Raw genomic sequence first — 18470 nt, forward strand, 5'->3', positions numbered from 1 at the left:
TAGAATGATGTCTACGGAAACTCCAAAGATCTCGGATGCCGAGTGGGAAGTGATGAAGGTGCTGTGGGCAAGTGCCCCACGCACTGCAGGTGAGATTGTTGAAGCACTAGAAGGCAGCAGGGACTGGAACCCAAAGACGGTACGGACGTTGATTAAGCGTCTGACAGAGAAACGGGCTATTGGTTATAACCAGACAGGTAGGGTGTATTCCTATTATCCGCTGGTGCGGGAAGAGGAATGTGTCCAATCGGAGACAAGATCCTTTCTGAAGCGGATCTACGGTGGAACTCTGCGCCCGATGTTGGTCAATTTTTTGCAGGATGAAAAGTTGTCCCGGGAAGATATTGAAGAACTGAAGAGAATTTTGGATGAACGAAAGGACTGAGCCGCTTGCTGGAAGCTGCATACAATCTGTTCGTCAAGGTATTGTCGCTGTCTGCCATGGCGAGCGTGCTGGCTCTGCTGATCTTATTGACCCGCTTCCTGTTCAAGGATCGTCTGAAACCTACCTGGACGTATCTTCTGTGGATACCATTGATCGTGAGGCTGGCTATACCTTGGGCACCTGAAAGCACATTTAGTATTTTTAATCTGTTGCCGCTGGAGAAAGAAACGGCGCAGAGTTCCTTTATTTCGTCAGCGCAATCGGAAGTTGGCTTTACTTATGTCCCAGAGTTGACCGGAGGGGAAAAGGAACCGCCGTCAGTTACTGGAATTGCAAAAAGTGGACCTTTGCCGGGAGAATCGACATCGGATGTTATGGTACAAGTCAATCCGCAAACCGATTCAGGATGGCAGCCGATACATGTACTGGTTTTGGTGTGGTTTGGCGGAGCGGCGGTGGTGCTGGGCATGTCGGTTCGAGCGCAACTGCGATTTACCGCACGGGTTCGACAGGAAACGGAGATCCATTCCTCACAAATCCAACGGTTGTTCGTATCCTGTAAGCAGGAGATGCAGGTGCGTCGCCCAGTCAAGCTGATCGGGACGAAGCAGATTGCCGTACCGACACTACTTGGCGTTATGCGGCCCAAGTTGCTGCTGCCCACCTCTACTTTACACACTCTGGAGACGAACGGACTCCGTCATATATTCCTTCATGAGCTGGCACATGTGAAGCGCCATGACATTTCGCTAAATCTGCTGACAGGTCTGCTGCTGGCCATGCATTGGTTTAATCCTCTGTTGTGGTATGCCGTACGCCAAATGAAAGAGGATCAAGAGGTTGCCTGTGATGCTCTGGCCTTGAAGCATCTTGAACCAGCTTGCCACAGAAGTTATGCCTTGACACTTCTTAAATTGTTAGAAACCTTACCCGATCCGATCCGGTTGGCAGGTACAGCTGGCATTTCAAGCAGTAAAAAGGAAATGGAAAGAAGGATTATTATGATCACCAGGCACAAAAAATTTACGGCAAAAAGCTCAATGCTGGGCCTCGCTGTAATTATGATCTTAAGTGGCTGTACCCTTACAGGAGCAAAGCTGAATTCTGCATCAGCTCCGGCAATGAGCGCTCCTGCTACTTTTCAGGCAGAAGTGCAGGATAAAAATACAACGGATTCCAGTGTTAAAGGCACTTTATTGGCGGAAAAAAACGGAATCACGGTATCTGCTAATCCCACTGGTGAGAATACACTTTTGCATAAAGTCACGGTAGATGTGCGTGGTGAAGTAAGCCGTACGTTCTTGTGGAATGCAGGAGAAGATAAAACTCGGCCTCCATTGATTGAAGAAGCAGATGTGAACGGAGATGGAACGAAAGAAATTTTCATACGCATTACGACCGGCACGGGTACTGGACTTTCTATGAGTGAGATTCATGTGCTTCAGCCTGCTAGCTTGGAAGAGCTTGTGGTCGAAGATCCGATCGAAACGTTGAATCAGAAGCTGAAATCATCCATTACACATCGAAATAACCACACTTATGTATCTGCTGAACTGGACGGAAAGCATTTGACCAAAGTGTATGATTACACGGAGGGAGCTTGGGGAGAGAAGGTCGGATTTGGCTCTATAGTTTCATACGAACTGATAGATGACCAAATTGTAGCCCATATGTCCGGTGCGGCGTCTATGTCTGAGTTTCCGCTCGAAGTTATTGCCGTTTACGGGAAGAATCTGACCATTGAGAGCGCACAGATGTACTATGGATCGTTTATATCTCCACCACTCAGTGAACAGGATATCAAGTCCATGATGGAAAAACAGCTTCCGGCAAGTGGTTGGACCTTTAGCAAAGACGGAGATCAGTATAGGGTGGATATAGATCCACTGAATGGCGTAGGGGAAGGCAATAGCTATAAAATAAATCCGCTTACCGGAACGGTTCATGACGTAACTTCTGGCAGTCCACTGAGAAGTCTTGTAAACCGAGAAGCGATAGATCTGTGGAACATCTCTAACGGTACAGAATACCAGAAGGAACTGTATAAGTTACTCCAACCTATCTTTGATACAGAGGGTTTCAAGCCAACAGATACGGACTGGATTTCAGGCTTTATCGGGGATGGTTATTTGTTCAGTGATGTTAGGCAAGGAAGCAGGGAATTCACGATTAAAGTAGATGTCTTTACTGGTCAGTGGGAGGAAATTCCTGACCCGTATCAATAGTTAAGTTTCAAGGTCTGTACCGTATTATTGAAGAGACCATTACTAGCGAATTGAAACTAAAAGCAGCCAGTACGCGCCGATAGATTATCGGCATGCACTGGCTGCTTAATTTTTCTTGAAGGGAGGACAGTCTTACGACTGTGTAAATTACGGATGACTAAAGGACTATTCGACCTGGAACTGGTTTAATTCGTCCTGAAGCTTTTTGGACAACTGATTGAGCTGCAGGGACAGTTCGGCAACCTGTTCAATGCTGTCCAATTGTTCTTGCGTACTTGCGCTAACTTCTTCCGTTGAAGCGGAATTCTCTTCTGTAGTTGAAGAAATGATTTCGAGTGCCTGTAGGATTTCATCTTTGTGTTTATGGACTTTGGAGGTGTTGCTGCTGATTTGAATCATACGTAATCTTAAAGCCTCCAAATCGCTGTTGATGCTAAAGAATACCTGTTTCGTAGCCTGCACGGATTTTGCATTTTCTTCGGCAATTTCAAGTCCTTGGGCTGTGTATTCCACAGATGCTCTAGTTTTCTCTTCGATTTCATGAACCTTTCTGCCAATCTCCTGTGTAGCCTGTGCAGTCTGCTCCGCCAACTTGCGAACCTCTCCGGCAACAACGGCAAATCCGCGTCCCTGTTCTCCCGCACGTGCTGCTTCTATGGAAGCATTTAGTGCCAGCAGATTGGTTTGCGTAGCGATTTGATGTACCGTGTCCACGATGCTCGAAATTTCATGACGGCTTTGATCAATATCATGGATGGCAGACGATATCGAATGAGTGGAGTTATGATTTTCTTCTGCCCATTTTGATAACTGATCTAATACACCCAACCCCAGTTCGCTCTGGTCGGCAGAAGCCTGCACCATCGTCTCTATGGCTATGGCATCATTAGCGATTTCGTCAATTTGACCAGATAATGATCCGGTTTTTTGCAAAATCGTATCCGTTTCGATCGACTGATAGTTGGTTGCATTCGCAATCTCATTAATGGCTGTGGCTGTATCGTTCATCGTTATAGCTGTGCGGGAAGAAATAGATTGCAGATCCTTTGAGGACTGGTTTAATACCTGAGCGGAGGTACCCACTATTTGGAGCATCCCTTGAATTTTCTGGACCATGTTGAATATTCCGTTGGAGATTTGTCCAATTTCGTTGTTGGAATAGGCATCAAATTGAACCGTCAAATCCCCATTTTCCACCCGTTTGATTTTGGTAAGCAGCTTCGGTATGGATCTGAGCAGATAACGGAGTGTGATATACGAAAATAGAACGAGCAGAATCGCCGCTGCAACAAACCCGCCAATCGTAATCCAGGTGAACTTTTTTAATTCGGAAAGCACTTCCCGCTCTGAAATAGTTAAACCTACGGACCAGCCGGTATCTTTACTTGTAGCATAGCCGATGTAACGGCGTTCTCCGTTGTCATTAATCAGATGTACGCCGGATTCACCAGCGATCATTTTCTTGCCGATTCCCCCAAGATCACCTGGCAGCTCATTAATCTTTTCCTTTGTGACCTTAGACTGGTCTGGGTGATACAGAATATCACCTGTTTTGGAGGCGAGAATGGAATAACCTGTGCTGCCTAGCTTATAGCTTTCCATTATCTCAGGGATATTTTTAGACGCTATATCAACCGCGACAAAACCGATTAATGTATTGTTGTCATTTTTTATCGGATAGAAAATACCCATCAGCATATCACCTGTAGTGATGTCAATATAAGGATCGGAGTAGTACAGGCCGTCTGCTTCGACTGCTGGCTTATAATACGGCCGTTCTTTAATGTTAAAAGCAGCATCTGATGTCGTACCATTGTTGAGGATATAAAAACCTTTGCCGGCAGTACTCGCAATCCATGCATCTGCAAAAGTGGGTTCCACCTTTACTATGTCAGCTAGTGTCTTTGCTACTTCAGCGGCATGCGGAGAAGTCTTGGCCATTTCAGGAGCTTCGGTGGTTTCGATGTATTGTTTGAATAAGTTATTCGTTGACATTTGCTTGACCAGTGAACCCTTTTCCTTAAATAGTGCATCAAATTGACTGACAAGTGCCTGTGTTTTGGTCTGAAGCATAGATTCTTGTTGTTTCACAAGTATGCTGCGAGTGCTGGAAAACATAAAGGTTCCCAAGATTGAGAAGACGACAACAATAATAACTAAAAGTACAATGGACAAAGTATTTGCTATGCTTGATGAACCAAACCGCCTTTTTTTTAGTTGTTGTAACATGCTACCATCTCCCCCAAGTTGTCTCTGAGCAAATAGCTCATAAGAACATATCGGAAGATAGTGAGATTTTCGAAATAGTAATTTTGAGAATGAAAAAATTAAATTAAAATGGATGATGCACAGAATAAATCCTTGACTGGTGCGGGATTTCAAGATGGTGGGGGGAGAGGGAGATCTTAACAATTAGCCTGTAGCTTGGCACATTGCATCTACTGATTAAAGGCGAACTGTTGTTTTTTTAGGTGATGCTTAACTGCCTTTATCAGACTTCTTGTTTGTAGATTGCTTCCAGCTCTTGCGGTTGATAATGATTATCAATTATACTTCCGATAGGAAGGAGGCGAGTAAAGATTTTAAATGCTGATGATAATTTGATGCTCTGGGATTATGCACATATCCGGCTGATTGATATTCGCCATATGTTGTTTAAGGCAGGAGACAAGCTGAACTCCTATAGGTTCCCGGCTGCAGGTTTTTTATATATGGTTCGCGGCAACGTGGTTTTTCGGCTCAATGGAAATAAACATGCTGCAGAACGTTTTCATATCCTACACAGCGGAAAAGGAGGGCAACTGGATATTGATTGGGTCAGGGAGGAAATGGAGTTTTATTTTATTTTCTATAAAGCCTCACTTTCGCTAACGTCCGGATCAGGTGTACGTAGACTTTTTGAAAGAAACAGTCCTTTTCAAAAACAATATGAATTTGCTCCGAATGCTCCAGTGGCTTTGCTGTCACAAGTAAAGGAGATGCACCGGAAATGGCTGGACTCAAGTTCACTTGAACGGATTCAGATCAAAGCAATGCTTTATCAATTTGTCTACGAAGTTGAGCGGCAGAGACAGGCATATGGAGTCTATTCCGTCAAGCCGGATCTGGTGGAGCAAGCAGTTCGATACATACGAGAATATTACAGTCAGCCTATTACCTTATCCTCTATTGCAGAGCAGCTTAATTATAGTGTGGCCTATGTGGCGAAGCAGTTTAAAAGCAAGACGGGTACCAGTCTGATTGATTTTCTTATTCGGACGCGAATAGATAAGGCGCAGGAACTGATGCTAAATACCGATGCATCATTACAGGAGGTTGCCGCCGGAGTGGGGTACACGGACCTGTCCTATTTCATCCGTATTTTCAAGAAAACAACCGGTGTGACTCCGGGTAATTTTAAGTCATTGGCCCTAGGCTCTGCCAAAGGATCAGATCGTCCTAAAATCAGGCTAAGATTGTCTAATGCAGGATGGGCTGAGCCAAGTTATATTGTTAATGATCATGATAATCATTATCAATATAGAAGAAAAGGGGATTTACCGATGGTTAGAAATACAAAAATGTCAATGGGAGCAGCGATGCTGTTATGTCTGGTTTTAATGCTTAGTGCTTGTTCTTCAGGGAACAGTCCTGTTAATTCTGTGAATGCTGGCCCTAGTCCGGTATCCTCTGTGCAAACAGAGACAAGTCCACCGGACTCAGCCACCAATTTAAAATCTACAAGAGTATATAAAGACAGTCAGGGGCATGAGGTTGATATTCCAGAGCGTCCACAGCGGATTGTGCTGCAAGGTAATTCGATCGGAGACCTGCTGGCACTCGGGATTCAGCCGGTCGGTGTCGACCGCCGGTTTATTGAAGAATCAGTCTATTTGGATAAGGAGACAACCCCGGCTCAGGATATTGGATTTCCTACAAATCTGGAACTTGTTTTGGATCTGGAACCGGATTTGACAATGCTGGGTTATGTGATGGACAAACAATATGAAGAAGTGTCCAAAATATCACCTACTGTTGTATTTGACCAGAGTAAACCCTTGTCTGAGCGTCTGCCTGTCATTGGTGAGATAGTGGGTAAAAAGGCTGAAGCAGAGCAACTGTTGTCCGAATATAATCGCAAGGCCGAGAATATGTGGAGCGGATTGCGTCAGGAAGGCAAACTTGCCGAAGGAGAAACAGCGGTAGTGCTGATTTATTATTGGAACAAGACAATGTATTTGATGAAAACTGGTGGTATTCCTGCACTGCTGTATCAGCCGCAGGGCTACAAAATGTCCGAGGCAGTGAAGGAAATCGAGCCGGCAGAAGGTGCACCCTATATTGAGGTCTCCCCTGAGCTAATGCATAAGATGCTTATTGGTGACCATTTGTTTGTCATCTATCCGGCCAATGCTGATGCGGAAAATTCCTTTAATGAGTTAATGAAAACTGCGTTGTGGAGCTCGCTCCCTGCTGTAAAGAGCGGAAAAGTTACTTTTGTGGAGACTAAATGGAATTATGACGATATGTTGACCAGCAGCATGCTGCTGGATGAGTTCCCTAAACTGCTGGCTAAATAAATGAGATCAGGTTAACCCTTGACGTGAAGTTTAATGACCGTTTTGATTGAGAAAATAAGAGGCAGCAAAGAAGCAGTGGAGTAACTCACTGCTTCTTTATTTTGTTTATAAAGTTAAGAGTGTTGAATATAGAAAAGTAATCGGTCATTGTTTTTTTGTTGATTAGCTAGACTCCAAGAGTAGCATCGATTAATCTGAAGAAGTGGAATGCGGGTTATGCTTGAATCGTGGCACAGATAAACGGAGGCTGACTATGACTTACTCACAGATCTGGAACAACTCAGGAAATGAAGCTGATATTCTCTATTTGGAACAGCAGATTGAAACCGTTAAAAAAGAAATAAAACGAGCAGAAGCTGCAGAGCTTCAGGAAATATTGGATCAAGCAAATCGTAAGCTGGCTGAATTGGAAGCGAAGCTGGACGAGCTTGAGGATTAGGAGCTCGCCGCCCTTTTGTACCGTTTGAACTTTATGTTTCTGAATTTGCACCGGTGTCTATATAGTTTTATAATTGTAGTTTACTGAATCGTATTACTGGGAGGAATGGGAAAATGGATAAAAATAGAAAATACATGCTTGTCGGTGCGCTTTTGACAGGGGTAGGTGTCTCTTTGATGGCCTATACAGCAAGCCGCTATACTTCGTTTAAACGAATCGTAGCCAATACCATCCGTTTGGAAGAAATCGCCTCTCTAGAAATCTCGCGATTGTCTTCAGTTCCCGGTGAAAAGAAAGACATCATTATTACTGATCCTGCTGTTATTGAGCGGATTTTTGCTGATTTCTCACATGTTCAATTAATGAAATCGGCCCGAAATGTCAGTTCTGACAAAAACTTTAGCTATTATATTACGATAGTTCAGGCTGACTGCAAGCAACGATTTGATATTATTTTAAAAAGCAGACAGCATATGATCATTTATGATAATGATTTAAGCAATCCTCACTTGAATGCCTATAAAATTATCAGTCCTTATTATCCACAAGCACTGGAACAGGTTTTTGACTGATTATATAGAAGTGCGTAATGAAGTAATATCATAGCCCATTTCCTGCATAGCATCCAATCCATTTTTGATCTCTATTGTCCGGGTGCCGTCCCAGCCTTTAGCCGTTCCATATTCGATCCATTCGCGGATACGCTGTGGATGATTTAGATTATAAACATCATCAAAACCCTTTTTATGGTTTTGCAGCAGATAGCCTGTATTTAGCGGACAACCGGCAATAGGATCATCCCATGTTAGGATTTGGATGCGGAGGGGATGGAGCTTTACATTTTTATGATAAATCTTTAATTCAAGCTGACTCCGTTCGTCATGGATTCTCATGCCCAATATATAGCTGTATTCCAGTTCCCTGAGCGTGATAGAACGCAGCTTTTTTTTCATAAAAATCGCCTCTCATCCTAATAATTTTGTTATCATAGCAAGCATAGGGATGTTTTTCAAGCAATCAACAGGGAGGATGTTCATATGAAGTATGAATTTGGGGTCATGGCATCCATTACAGAATTGGTGGAGTACCCGGATGAGCAGAGTGATACCTATATTCCGCACCCGAATTTTCAGATCATCATGGATCAATTGGGTATTACAGTACCCGTTGCGGAGATTTATGAACATTTTTTTGCCAACCCTGTTCACACCGGACATGTGCTCGTTTACAGTAATCCAGAGCAGCCAAACGCTTGTATTGTCCTCGACACTTACCGTGATCCGCTGAACCAGCTAGATATGATTTATTTCGGATGGCGCTGTTCGTCCGAGAAAGACAATATCCGTGAGCTGTCCCGGCGTTTTTATGATGAATGTGAATTTGCGGTCCGTTATGAAGAAGGTCAATCCGTGCTTTACAAGGTGTTGAAGGAGGATGCCTATCCGCGAAAATTTTACTACAATACCGTGTTTGAGCAGCAGTTGAAGCGATACCCGGCAAAATAGGCGATAGAAATACATAACCGAATCACTTAACACAAAAACGCGAGTTCAGGGCAGTGCCGCCCGGACTCGCGTTTTCTATATACCTGTTTTTGAAATGCTCTGCATCATTTAGGCAATTACTGTGCCGTCAGCAGCTGCTCCAGAATTTCGGCGCGAATCTTCAGCAGGCTCAGCTCTTTCAGCGAACGGCTGCGCTGTGGAGTATCAATTTCAATAATTTTTACAATCCTGCCCGGATGTCGGGACAAGATCATAATTTCATCCCCCAACAGCAGGGCTTCATCAATATCATGCGTAACAAAAACGATGGCGCATTTCTTGCGCTCCCACAATGCGATTAATTTCTGAACTAAATCAAACCGCAGATGATAGTCCAGGGAGTGAAAAGGCTCGTCCATCAGCAGCATATTTCCGCCGTGATAAAAAGCGCGGGCAAGGGAGCAGCGCTGCCGCATGCCTCCTGACAGCTGATGAGGATAATGATTCTTGTAGGCAGCAAGCCCGACCTCTTCCAAAAATGCTTCGATTTCCGACGCAGAGGTCGGAGAAGCCTCCTTAACAAAGCTGATATTCTCACCAACTGTAGACCACGGCAGCAAACAATCCTCTTGAAAGACATAGGACAGCTTTAGCTCTGGATGCACAGTGACCCTGCCGGAATCGGCGCTTTCGGACTGTGACAGGATATTCAGCAACGTTGTCTTTCCCGCACCTGAAGGGCCTAGAATACAAATGATTTTCGGCATCTGGATTTCAAGACTGATTTTTTCCAGGATTGGAACTCCCGAATAGCGTTTGGAAACTTCTTGTAGTGTAATAAGCATAAGCCCCACCCTTATTTATTCAAATGCGTCGGCAGGCTTACCCTGCTGCGGAACAGAAATGTAATGCAAGATTTGATCACATTCCAGAAAATAGCCATAAACAACGCCAGGGCAAACACACGATCGGTCTCCAGATTTGTTCTGGCATCGGACAGCAGGCTGCCGATCCCGTCGACGGAGGTCAACAGCTCCGCCATTACGGCTAGCTTCCAGCCCAGTCCCGCTGAGGTGATCATGCCTGATTTCAGATAGCTTTTGAGCGAAGGCAATATGATATGCCGGAGAATCTTATTACCAGGTACATGATAGACCTTGGCCATCCGCATCAATTTGCCATCGATCGCCGCAAATCCCTCGTACAGATTGACCACCAAAACCGGTGTAGTGGACAACACGATAATAAAAATTGCAGGCAGATCCGTAAGCCCAAACCAAATGATCGCGATGCCCAGCCAGGCGATCGGCGGCACGGATTGCATTATATCGATGACAGGTTCCAGATAAGGCTTCCAACGCGGATAAAGTCCAAGCAGCAGCCCCAGACAGCCGCCCAGCAGCAGAACGCAGACCATGCCGATCAGCAGCTTGAGCAGCGTGCGATAAACTGCATAATAAAATTCCGGATCACCGAAATAGCTCAGGACCGTGCGCATCGTCTCCAGCGGGCCAGGCAGGACAAAAGGGTCCATCTGCATAGCTACAAGCTGCCACAGCAAGGCAATGCCCAACAGGGATATGGCTTTTTTACTTAGGCTGATAATAGAACTGTTCATCGGGAAGCTTGCCTCCAATGCTGTCCTTGCTGTAATTCATCAGCGTCTGGTAATACGTTGACAGAACCTCTTTGCTCTCGGAAGCGGAGGCGAAATCCAGCGCCATATGCGGAATCGCTTTCTCAACCACACCGGCATCCAGCTTGAAATACTTATTGGCCAACTGAGCCGCCTCTTTGGGGTTGTCCAGCGTCCATTGCAGCGCTTTTTGATATTCTTCCTGGAAGCGGGCGACCAGTTCCGGCTGGCTGGCAATTACTGACTGCTTGGTTGCGAGTCCGGCGTTGGGCAGATCGGTGTTTAATTTGGTAACCTGCTGCCATTCCTTTTTGTAATCCACGATCGAGCGCACCTGATCATTTTTCATTTGTATCGCGGTAATTTGCGGCTGAATGCTCACAATTGTGGAGGCCTTGCCGGATAACAGCAGCTGAGCTCCCTCAGCCAGCTGGGTGTAATGCAATGTGATGTCTTTCCCTGGCTCCAGTCCGTTATGCTTCAAAAAGGTCTGCGTAATATAATCGACAGGCGAGGATTTCATAGGCACATACAGCGTTTTTCCTTTAAGATCCTCCCAGCTCTGGATGGACGGATCTGTTGTAATCATGCTCATCACTGACCAGGTATTCACATTCATCAAGGAAAGATCCATTCCCTTGTTATACATCACGACGGCATTGTTCAGCGGCAGAGCTAAGAAGCTTACTTGATTGTCCTTAGCCAGCGCGGTCAGCGTGTCGATGGACTCCCAGGTTTTGAACTCGATGTTGACCGATTCTCCCAACGCCTTGGATTCAATTAGCCTCAGAATAGGCAGAGAAGGCGGAGAAGGAGGGCCGCCGACCGTGATATTCAGTGTTTCTGCCGGGCCAGCGGAGGGAGCGGCGGATTTGGACGAATTTTCATTTTTTTGTTGCGAACAGGCACTTAACATAAAAGATAAACTTAACAGTAAACTGAGGCACAAGGCATAAACAGATTTAGCTTTCATCGTGAGTTCCTTTCAAGCGGTTATTTTGACAGCTAGATGGTAATGTTGATGAATTATATTGATAACCATTCTCAATTACAGTGAAAATAAAAACCTATCATAAGACATGATAGGCCTGCGCCCAACTATTTTTTGCTGCTGCAAACGGCAATATAATTCAGATCTTTACCCGTCATATTAAAAAAGGTATACATCTTTTTGAACTGTTCCCGGTTCTCTTTCTTGAGCCCGTTTTTCACAATACGCAGCGCCCCGATAACCCCTTCATCGCGAATGAGTCCATTGATACTCATTAAGGACATGGGACCGGTAGCATTGTCTACTTGCTTAAAGCCTGCGGAGTGGAACAATCCCGCCCAATGCCCAACAGACAGCGGCTCGACATTGATGTGAATGGTGCGGCGAAGCTCGGCTAGATGTTCTTCCATATTTTCCTTGACAAAGGTAATATCATGTGTTAGCAGAATGCCGCCAGGCTTTAGTACCCGATAGTATTCGGCGACTGCCTTTTCCTTCGCAGGCTGGTTAAGCATCGTGAGCATGGCTTCATTAATGACAACGTCAAAGCTCTCATTCTCAAAAGGGAGCTTCATCGCATTGCCTTGCCGGACATGGATATAGTTTTCCAGATTGGCATTTTTAATATTTCGGTTTGCTTTTTCCAGCGCCCGCGGGTCCATATCAATGCCGGTAATTTGACAGTGGTATTTCCCGGCCAGTTGAATGGAGGTGGTGCACATATTGCAGGCTACCTCCAAAACCTGGCTGTCCGTACTCAGATTGGCTTGCTGGATCAGCCAGTTGGTTGCTGCAACGCCGCCGGGCCGCAAACGTTTTTTTCCCAGCCGCGCCAAAAAATTATGGCCTACTTCCTTTTTCATCGCATTCACCCCATTACTTATCCGGCTTGACTACAACCAGAAGCATCTGAAACGCCTCTGTTGCGTATAGGGCATGCGGAATATTGGCCGGCATAACTAGGGTCTCCCCCGCATGAACTGTGTAGTTGTCTTCTCCAATTGTAATTTCCGCTTGCCCGGACAATATGTTGACCATGGCATCGCCCGGGGAAGAATGGCCCCCAATCGACGAGCCTTTATCCAGCGAAAGTAAGGTCATTGCCAGATTTGGCCGCTGTACAAGGGTCAGACTGGAAACCTGCTGTTCCTCTATTGTGATGATTTCTTTCAAATCTATGACTGCGGATTGCGGCAGTTTTTTAATAAATAAACCTGTTTCCATTTTGAATACCTCCGTTTTATATACTGATTTGCAAAAATTTGCAGCTGCTGTGGGCGGAATAATCATGCCATGTGCCCGCTGGGACGATAACAGATGCGCCGGCTGTCAATTGATAGGGCTCTGCCGCCACCAGCAGATGAAGCTCGCCTTCCAGCACATGGATGATTTTAGATTTGGGGGAGGTCTCCGAACTGATAGTCTCCTCCTGATCCATGGCATACAATACCCATTCCGGTTGTGCTGCTGTTTCGGCTGCAGCTACGGGCAATGACAGCGTTCGGCTCGCAATCCGGTGCGGCTTGATGCTGATCATATCTGTTAAGAAAAATACCTTGCCTGCTGTAATTCCACTCATACGATCCCCCTGTTCAAAGTACAGTATTTTGATTATTTCCAAATTGCTTGATTGAATGATTCCTGCAATTTGATATAATGAGAATGACTAATGAGAATTATTCTCATTTATTTTATTGTAGCAGAGTATTCATCATGACTCTGTTGCCATGGCAACAGGAGGCTGAGAAAATTGCAGAAATATCTGAGCAGGATACAGAGCACCACTTTGTTTAAGGGATTCGCGGACCGGGAGGTGCAGCAAGCACTGAGCTGTCTGCAGGGCACAATCAAGGATTTTGCGCGGAAGGAGGTTGTTTTTAGAAAAGACGATATTCTGGATTCGGTGGGCATTATTATCCATGGAAATGTTTTGCTGTGCAAAGATAATATCTCAGGCATGAGATTTATTTTCTCGGAACTCGGGGATGGAGAAATCTTTGGCGAAACGGCGCTTCGCCTTGTCCAAGAGCACAGCGGCTATGAAGCGGTGGCGGGCTCGGAATGCCGGATTCTGTTTATCAAAATAAATAAAATCGTCCGGCCCGGCCAGGACACTTGCCATTTAAGGGGACGGATCATTGAGAATATGTTGGCCCTGCTGCTTGAGAACAACCGGTCTATCTATCAAAAGCTGGATCTGGTCTCCCACAAATCGCTGCGGGACCGTATCCTGCATTATTTGGCCCTCCAGACCAAAAAAAACAATTCCGCCTGTTTTGAAATTCCGTTTACCCGCAGCGACCTGGCTGATTATTTGACTGTTGACCGCAGCGCCTTGTCCAGAGAGCTGCAGCGAATGGCACAGGACGGGCTGATCCGGTTTAATCGAAATCAATTCGAGCTGTTGGACGCGGAGAATCAGCTGCGGATCAGCGATTTTTAGAATAATTTCTCCAAACATTGAAAAGGAGTAAACAGAGGGAATAATCAGCTAGAAAGCGCATTGGGAAAGGATTTCACCGATCTAAACAGCATAAAAGACGTAGTTAAAGTTAGCTAACTGTTGACTTGAGTTTTGATTTGTTGATTTTAGCTATCTATCGGAGTTACTCATAAATACAAGAGCCCGCGTCGGACGCGGGCTCTTGTATTTTACTCTCCTCCAGTAGCCACCGGATTCTCCTCATATGAAATCCAATCACTCCAGCTTCCTGCATACAGCTTCACATTCTTGTACCCGGCTTTGCCTAGCGCGAGCACATTTGGGCAGGCACTTACGCCTGAACCACAGTACACGATAATTTCTTGCTCAGGATCAATTCCTTCATAATGCTCTTTCAGCACCTCAGTTGATTTCCAGCGCCCTTGCTCATCCAGTACATCCTTCCAGAACTTATTGATCGCTCCGGGAATATGACCTGCCTTCGGATCAATAGGTTCTTCAAGTCCTTCATAGCGGCGGGACTCGCGGGAATCCATCAATAGTGCACCACCGTCGTTAACTACATTTTGCACATCTTCCATGCTAACAAGCATCTTCTTCTGAACATCTGCTTCATACTGGCTAGGAATCCTAACCGCTTGATGATCACTGACGGGAAACTTACCATTTTTCCAAGCAGAGTAGCCTTGATCCATTACATACACACGTTCATGTCCCAAATATTTAAGCATCCACCACAGACGGGAAGCGTAAGCTCCACCTTGATCATCATAAGCAACGACAATGCTATCTCTGTTAATGCCAACCTTGCTAAGAACGGTGGTTAGCTTCGAGATCTCAGGCAGTGGGTGGCGTCCACCGTGTGCGCTTACTGGAGCGGAAAGCTGTTCTTCCAGATGTAGATAAAGTGCTCCGGGAATATGATCTTCCGTATAGGCTTTACGCCCAGCTTCCGGATCCGTGAGTAAAAAACGGCAATCGACTATAACAAGTTCAGGCTCGTATAACCGAGCAAGCAGCCATCGAGTAGAAACGATCGGTTCCATAAAGTAGCCTTCTTTCCTGTTTAATATGTATGGAGTCATTATAGCGGAAAATAAAAGAGGGCGCACCTTAAGCTTATGGCTTAAACTGCGTCCTCATTGAATTAGATCAAACGATATCCTGATGGCAAGCTGCCGGTACGTTGAATGGTGCGAACCTGCGCCGGGGTCAGCCGTTGATTGCTTGAAATGAGCGATTCGACATCTCCTCTTCGCAGAAAGTCGTCCAGTTCGCGGATGCTGCGGTTGCCACGCAAAATGACGAAATTATCGCGGAAGGCAGAACGATCGAATAACACAAGCGTAGCGTTCGGATTTGTGGAGAAGAAGCGCAAGCTTTCTATTCCTGTAAGGACTGAATCTATATCTGCAATGCCCAGGTTGCCGCGAAGAGTTCTGCGAAGCCCCCGAAAGTTCTCCTCACTAAACACTCTTAGCCTAGGATATATTACAGATGTTACTTTTTTTGTAATCATGGTTAATCCCTCCAAGTTCGATTAACGAACTGTCGTTTCGACAATGCGTCAGATTTACCATTAGTTAATGCGGTAATTTCGACTGGAAAAAGGAGTGACCTGGGCGTTAGGCTCCGGATTACTCCTTTTTGTTGTTGTAAGCAGTTCCTAGATCAAACGATATCCCGAAGGCAAGTTACCGCTGCTGCGGATATTACGGATTTGTTCGAGGGTTAAGCGTTGGTTAGTAGAAATAATGGATTCCACGTCATTACCTGAAATGAAATCATCCAGATCCCTAATGTTGCGGTTCCCGCGAAGAACACGGAAATTCCCTCTAAACCGGGTTCTTGTGAAGAGTACCAGTGTAGCATTGCTGCTAGTAGAGAAGAACCGAAGGCTCTCAATACCATCGAGGATGTTGTCCGTATTACGAATACCCAGGTTGCCAGTATATACTCTACGGCGTCCATTGAAGTTTTCTTCATCGTACACGGTCAAGCGAGGGAAAGTCTGAGAAATGTGAACTTCTTTTTTCATTTGTAATTCCTCCTTTGTTATCTAATCTATGTTCATATAACTTTTTGGCTTGGCTGAAAGTCTAATAGAAAGCCCTTATTTGCATGAATTTATTATTTTGGGCTTTACTCCAACAATATATTAGTGTACTATTTAACTATGACACTGACACAATATAAAAAATGAACAATACATTAGTTGGCAGGGAGGATTCGCATGAAACAGGGGAGTGGTGTAGAAATGCAAGATTCAATCGTTCTGCAAATGAATGAGGTAAGTAAGATCATCAAAGGAAGACCGATTGTGGATAAGCTGACATTTGATATCCGTAAGGGTGAAATTGTTGGATTGTTAGGTCCAAACGGTGCAGGAAAGACCACAACGATTCGAATGATGACGGGTTTAATACGGATGAGCGAAGGCGATGTGATTATCCAAGGCCACAGTGTGAAAAAGGATTTTAAGCAGGCGATTGGCCATATCGGTGCGATAATTGAAAATCCAGAGTTTTATCCCTATATGACTGGACTTGATAATTTGAAGCAGTATCAAAGAATGACGGATAACATTGAGGCTGGCAGAATAGATGAGGTTGTAGAACTGGTAGGACTTCAAGAAGCGATGAATAAAAAAGTAAAGGCTTATTCGCTGGGGATGCGCCAACGTCTTGGGATTGCTCAGGCGCTTCTCAATCGGCCGAAGTTATTGATTTTAGATGAGCCTACGAACGGACTTGATCCGGCCGGAATACGGGAAATGCGTGATTATATGCGTACCATCGCCGAAGTGGAAGGCATTTCTATTCTGATTTCCAGCCATTTACTTACTGAAATTGAACAAATATGCCATCGGGCTATTGTGATCCAGAATGGTAAGCTGGTGACCGTAACTACGATTGGTGAGGAGCAGGAAGCAACCGCACAAGTGAAGCTCACCATCCGTGTAGGATCAATCGAATCCGCTATAAATATCTTGGAGGGCTTGGATTATGCAGAATTGATCTCTATGGATAGCGCGCGATCTGAAGTGACAGTAAGTCTGCTTGATAGCAGAGTACCGGAGCTTGTATCTACTTTTAGTGATGAAGGTGTGGGGATTTTTCGGATTACGGAGAATAAACAAAGTCTTGAGGAAGATTTCTTGAAATGGACAGGAGGAAACCGCATTGCGTAACTTTAATAATCTGATTGTGAATGAATGGCTCAAGCTCTCAAAAAAACGCACAGTTTTTATGCCATATCTGATATTAATTCTATTATCCCTGCTGTTAGGTTATATAGTTCATTCTGTCTCACCTGGCCTGTTTGAATCAGCTTATGATTTTTCAGCAATGATGCTGCTTTCCCAAGGGATTGGGCAAGTGATTACAATTCTTGCGATTATCGGAACAGCAGGTATTGTCTCAAAAGAGTATAGTCAAGGAACCATCAAGTTCCTGCTTATCCGCGCCAGAAGCCGTACAGCAATCCTCGCATCCAAATATGTGGTTGTACTGTTGTATGCTTTGACTTTGACTGTCATCGGAGGTATAGCCGTTTTTGGAACAGGAGCTTTGTGGTTTGGACTAAGTGGTGGAGAAGCGGGTATGAGTGAGATGCTTACAAACCTATTGTATAATCTCGTTAGTACGGTTGTGTATGGAACACTTGCTTTTATGCTGGGGATATTGACCACTTCAACGGGAGTAACGATAGGGGCTACTATGTTTGCGTTAATGATAGACAAATTGATTATTTCTCGTGATTTTTACAAATATGTTCTGTTTCCAAACTTAAATTTATCTGCTTATGAAGGTGGAGGAGCACCTATGCCTGGAATGACACTGACCTTTTCTATCGTGATGCTTGTCTTATACACAGCTGTCTTTCTTCTCGTAGGTTTCTCCGTCTTTAGACGAAGGGATGTTGCTTAATCATGACAATCGAATTCGATAACAACCTGCCGATTTATATACAGATCATGAATTACATCAAAGGTGAAATCGTCACAGGCAAGCTGAAACCGGGAGATAAAATACTCTCAGTACGAGAACTTGCCAGTGAACTGCAGATTAATCCGAATACGGTGCAAAGAACTTTTCAGGAACTGGAGCGTGAAGAAATCGTGGAAACCCGGCGTGGAATGGGAAGATACGTCACAAGTAATGAAGGTACTATCCTGACCATCAAAAAAGAAATGGCCAAAGATGTGCTAGATCGTTTCATTCGTGGTATGCAGGATCTTGGCTTTCAAGGCGAAGATATTTTAGCGGCGGTTGCGGAGAATATCCGTAACAAGGATAAAGAATAGGG

At 44.9% G+C, this 18470-nt stretch carries 21 protein-coding genes; 10 read left to right on the forward strand and 11 right to left on the reverse strand.

Annotated elements, in window-relative coordinates; genetic code table 11:
• Positions 1–7 precede the first annotated feature (7 nt).
• Both MHB56_RS27215 and MHB56_RS27220 read left to right on the forward strand, forming a co-directional pair.
• Entirely contained in the window at positions 8–385 is a 378-nt protein-coding gene (locus MHB56_RS27215; RefSeq protein WP_076126059.1) for a BlaI/MecI/CopY family transcriptional regulator, read from the forward strand.
• Between the two features lie 5 nt (positions 386–390).
• Positions 391–2610 (forward strand): M56 family metallopeptidase, encoded by a 2220-nt coding sequence (locus MHB56_RS27220; protein WP_341144220.1) that lies wholly within the window; start codon positions 391–393, stop codon positions 2608–2610.
• Positions 2611–2775: 165 nt separating this feature from the next.
• Here the strand turns inward: MHB56_RS27220 and MHB56_RS27225 are convergent, their stop codons facing one another.
• Complete coding sequence (locus tag MHB56_RS27225; protein WP_076280766.1) at positions 2776–4839, reverse strand: methyl-accepting chemotaxis protein; 2064 nt, start codon at positions 4837–4839, stop codon at positions 2776–2778.
• A gap of 374 nt (positions 4840–5213) precedes the next feature.
• Here MHB56_RS27225 and MHB56_RS27230 point away from each other — a divergent pair, with 374 nt between their 5' ends.
• The 3 genes from MHB56_RS27230 (at position 5214) to MHB56_RS27240 (ending at position 8180) form a co-directional block, all read left to right on the forward strand.
• The gene (locus MHB56_RS27230) at positions 5214–7169 is read left to right on the forward strand and encodes an AraC family transcriptional regulator (protein ID WP_341144221.1); all 1956 of its coding nucleotides are present in this window, start codon (positions 5214–5216) and stop codon (positions 7167–7169) included.
• A gap of 253 nt (positions 7170–7422) precedes the next feature.
• Entirely contained in the window at positions 7423–7608 is a 186-nt protein-coding gene (locus tag MHB56_RS27235; protein ID WP_076273836.1) for a hypothetical protein, read from the forward strand.
• A 113-nt stretch (positions 7609–7721) separates the two neighbouring features.
• On the forward strand, positions 7722–8180 hold the full coding sequence (locus tag MHB56_RS27240; RefSeq protein ID WP_076126068.1) for a hypothetical protein: 459 nt from the start codon (positions 7722–7724) through the stop codon (positions 8178–8180).
• Here the strand turns inward: MHB56_RS27240 and MHB56_RS27245 are convergent, their stop codons facing one another.
• Positions 8181–8561 (reverse strand): hypothetical protein, encoded by a 381-nt coding sequence (locus tag MHB56_RS27245; RefSeq protein WP_341144222.1) that lies wholly within the window; start codon positions 8559–8561, stop codon positions 8181–8183.
• An 84-nt stretch (positions 8562–8645) separates the two neighbouring features.
• On the opposite strand from MHB56_RS27245, the gene MHB56_RS27250 reads away from it, so the two are divergent.
• On the forward strand, positions 8646–9113 hold the full coding sequence (locus MHB56_RS27250; protein ID WP_341144223.1) for a hypothetical protein: 468 nt from the start codon (positions 8646–8648) through the stop codon (positions 9111–9113).
• Between the two features lie 116 nt (positions 9114–9229).
• On the opposite strand, the gene MHB56_RS27255 is transcribed toward MHB56_RS27250, so the two are convergent.
• The 6 genes from MHB56_RS27255 to MHB56_RS27280 form a co-directional block, all read right to left on the reverse strand.
• Positions 9230–9937 carry an ABC transporter ATP-binding protein gene (locus MHB56_RS27255; RefSeq protein ID WP_076280763.1) on the reverse strand — a complete coding sequence of 236 codons (708 nt, stop codon included), beginning with the start codon at positions 9935–9937 and terminating at the stop codon, positions 9230–9232.
• Positions 9938–9948: 11 nt separating this feature from the next.
• Positions 9949–10710 (reverse strand): ABC transporter permease, encoded by a 762-nt coding sequence (locus tag MHB56_RS27260; protein WP_076126075.1) that lies wholly within the window; start codon positions 10708–10710, stop codon positions 9949–9951.
• Positions 10682–11701 carry an ABC transporter substrate-binding protein gene (locus MHB56_RS27265; protein ID WP_341144224.1) on the reverse strand — a complete coding sequence of 340 codons (1020 nt, stop codon included), beginning with the start codon at positions 11699–11701 and terminating at the stop codon, positions 10682–10684. Before MHB56_RS27265 ends, MHB56_RS27260 begins: the two co-directional genes overlap by 29 nt.
• A gap of 125 nt (positions 11702–11826) precedes the next feature.
• The gene (locus MHB56_RS27270) at positions 11827–12582 is read right to left on the reverse strand and encodes a class I SAM-dependent methyltransferase (protein WP_341144225.1); all 756 of its coding nucleotides are present in this window, start codon (positions 12580–12582) and stop codon (positions 11827–11829) included.
• 13 nt (positions 12583–12595) lie between these two features.
• Entirely contained in the window at positions 12596–12943 is a 348-nt protein-coding gene (locus tag MHB56_RS27275) for a cupin domain-containing protein (protein WP_076189939.1), read from the reverse strand.
• 16 nt (positions 12944–12959) lie between these two features.
• Positions 12960–13298 (reverse strand): cupin domain-containing protein, encoded by a 339-nt coding sequence (locus MHB56_RS27280; RefSeq protein ID WP_341144226.1) that lies wholly within the window; start codon positions 13296–13298, stop codon positions 12960–12962.
• Positions 13299–13469: 171 nt separating this feature from the next.
• Here MHB56_RS27280 and MHB56_RS27285 point away from each other — a divergent pair, with 171 nt between their 5' ends.
• Entirely contained in the window at positions 13470–14162 is a 693-nt protein-coding gene (locus tag MHB56_RS27285) for a Crp/Fnr family transcriptional regulator (RefSeq protein ID WP_076126085.1), read from the forward strand.
• A 209-nt stretch (positions 14163–14371) separates the two neighbouring features.
• Here MHB56_RS27285 and MHB56_RS27290 read toward each other — a convergent pair whose 3' ends face one another.
• The 3 genes from MHB56_RS27290 to MHB56_RS27300 all read right to left on the reverse strand — a co-directional run bounded on the left by MHB56_RS27290 (position 14372) and on the right by MHB56_RS27300 (position 16200).
• The gene (locus MHB56_RS27290) at positions 14372–15208 is read right to left on the reverse strand and encodes a sulfurtransferase (protein ID WP_341144227.1); all 837 of its coding nucleotides are present in this window, start codon (positions 15206–15208) and stop codon (positions 14372–14374) included.
• 101 nt (positions 15209–15309) lie between these two features.
• A complete protein-coding gene (locus MHB56_RS27295; RefSeq protein ID WP_076126088.1) occupies positions 15310–15681 on the reverse strand; it encodes a hypothetical protein in 372 nt (123 codons plus the stop codon).
• A gap of 147 nt (positions 15682–15828) precedes the next feature.
• Entirely contained in the window at positions 15829–16200 is a 372-nt protein-coding gene (locus MHB56_RS27300) for a hypothetical protein (protein ID WP_076126089.1), read from the reverse strand.
• A 195-nt stretch (positions 16201–16395) separates the two neighbouring features.
• On the opposite strand from MHB56_RS27300, the gene MHB56_RS27305 reads away from it, so the two are divergent.
• From MHB56_RS27305 to MHB56_RS27315, 3 genes are read left to right on the forward strand one after another with little or no spacing between them, the layout of a single operon-like run.
• On the forward strand, positions 16396–17352 hold the full coding sequence (locus MHB56_RS27305) for an ABC transporter ATP-binding protein (protein WP_081388249.1): 957 nt from the start codon (positions 16396–16398) through the stop codon (positions 17350–17352).
• Entirely contained in the window at positions 17345–18091 is a 747-nt protein-coding gene (locus MHB56_RS27310; protein ID WP_341144228.1) for an ABC transporter permease, read from the forward strand. Before MHB56_RS27305 ends, MHB56_RS27310 begins: the two co-directional genes overlap by 8 nt.
• 2 nt (positions 18092–18093) lie before the next feature.
• Entirely contained in the window at positions 18094–18468 is a 375-nt protein-coding gene (locus MHB56_RS27315; protein ID WP_076101764.1) for a GntR family transcriptional regulator, read from the forward strand.
• Positions 18469–18470 lie beyond the last annotated feature (2 nt).

This window comes from Paenibacillus sp. FSL H8-0315, assembly GCF_038005365.1.
Lineage (GTDB): Bacteria > Bacillota > Bacilli > Paenibacillales > Paenibacillaceae > Paenibacillus_AQ > Paenibacillus_AQ odorifer.

Coding starts and splice junctions, on each gene's coding strand:
- MHB56_RS27250 (WP_341144223.1), top strand. CDS start 8,646: ATGAAGTATGAATTTGGGGTCATGGCATCCATTACAGAATTGGTGGAG.
- MHB56_RS27230 (WP_341144221.1), top strand. CDS start 5,214: ATGCTCTGGGATTATGCACATATCCGGCTGATTGATATTCGCCATATG.
- MHB56_RS27275 (WP_076189939.1), bottom strand. CDS start 12,943: ATGGAAACAGGTTTATTTATTAAAAAACTGCCGCAATCCGCAGTCATA.
- MHB56_RS27235 (WP_076273836.1), top strand. CDS start 7,423: ATGACTTACTCACAGATCTGGAACAACTCAGGAAATGAAGCTGATATT.
- MHB56_RS27240 (WP_076126068.1), top strand. CDS start 7,722: ATGGATAAAAATAGAAAATACATGCTTGTCGGTGCGCTTTTGACAGGG.
- MHB56_RS27300 (WP_076126089.1), bottom strand. CDS start 16,200: ATGAAAAAAGAAGTTCACATTTCTCAGACTTTCCCTCGCTTGACCGTG.
- MHB56_RS27280 (WP_341144226.1), bottom strand. CDS start 13,298: ATGAGTGGAATTACAGCAGGCAAGGTATTTTTCTTAACAGATATGATC.
- MHB56_RS27290 (WP_341144227.1), bottom strand. CDS start 15,208: ATGGAACCGATCGTTTCTACTCGATGGCTGCTTGCTCGGTTATACGAG.
- MHB56_RS27245 (WP_341144222.1), bottom strand. CDS start 8,561: ATGAAAAAAAAGCTGCGTTCTATCACGCTCAGGGAACTGGAATACAGC.
- MHB56_RS27315 (WP_076101764.1), top strand. CDS start 18,094: ATGACAATCGAATTCGATAACAACCTGCCGATTTATATACAGATCATG.
- MHB56_RS27215 (WP_076126059.1), top strand. CDS start 8: ATGTCTACGGAAACTCCAAAGATCTCGGATGCCGAGTGGGAAGTGATG.
- MHB56_RS27225 (WP_076280766.1), bottom strand. CDS start 4,839: ATGTTACAACAACTAAAAAAAAGGCGGTTTGGTTCATCAAGCATAGCA.
- MHB56_RS27305 (WP_081388249.1), top strand. CDS start 16,396: ATGAAACAGGGGAGTGGTGTAGAAATGCAAGATTCAATCGTTCTGCAA.
- MHB56_RS27260 (WP_076126075.1), bottom strand. CDS start 10,710: ATGAACAGTTCTATTATCAGCCTAAGTAAAAAAGCCATATCCCTGTTG.
- MHB56_RS27295 (WP_076126088.1), bottom strand. CDS start 15,681: ATGATTACAAAAAAAGTAACATCTGTAATATATCCTAGGCTAAGAGTG.
- MHB56_RS27270 (WP_341144225.1), bottom strand. CDS start 12,582: ATGAAAAAGGAAGTAGGCCATAATTTTTTGGCGCGGCTGGGAAAAAAA.
- MHB56_RS27255 (WP_076280763.1), bottom strand. CDS start 9,937: ATGCTTATTACACTACAAGAAGTTTCCAAACGCTATTCGGGAGTTCCA.
- MHB56_RS27265 (WP_341144224.1), bottom strand. CDS start 11,701: ATGAAAGCTAAATCTGTTTATGCCTTGTGCCTCAGTTTACTGTTAAGT.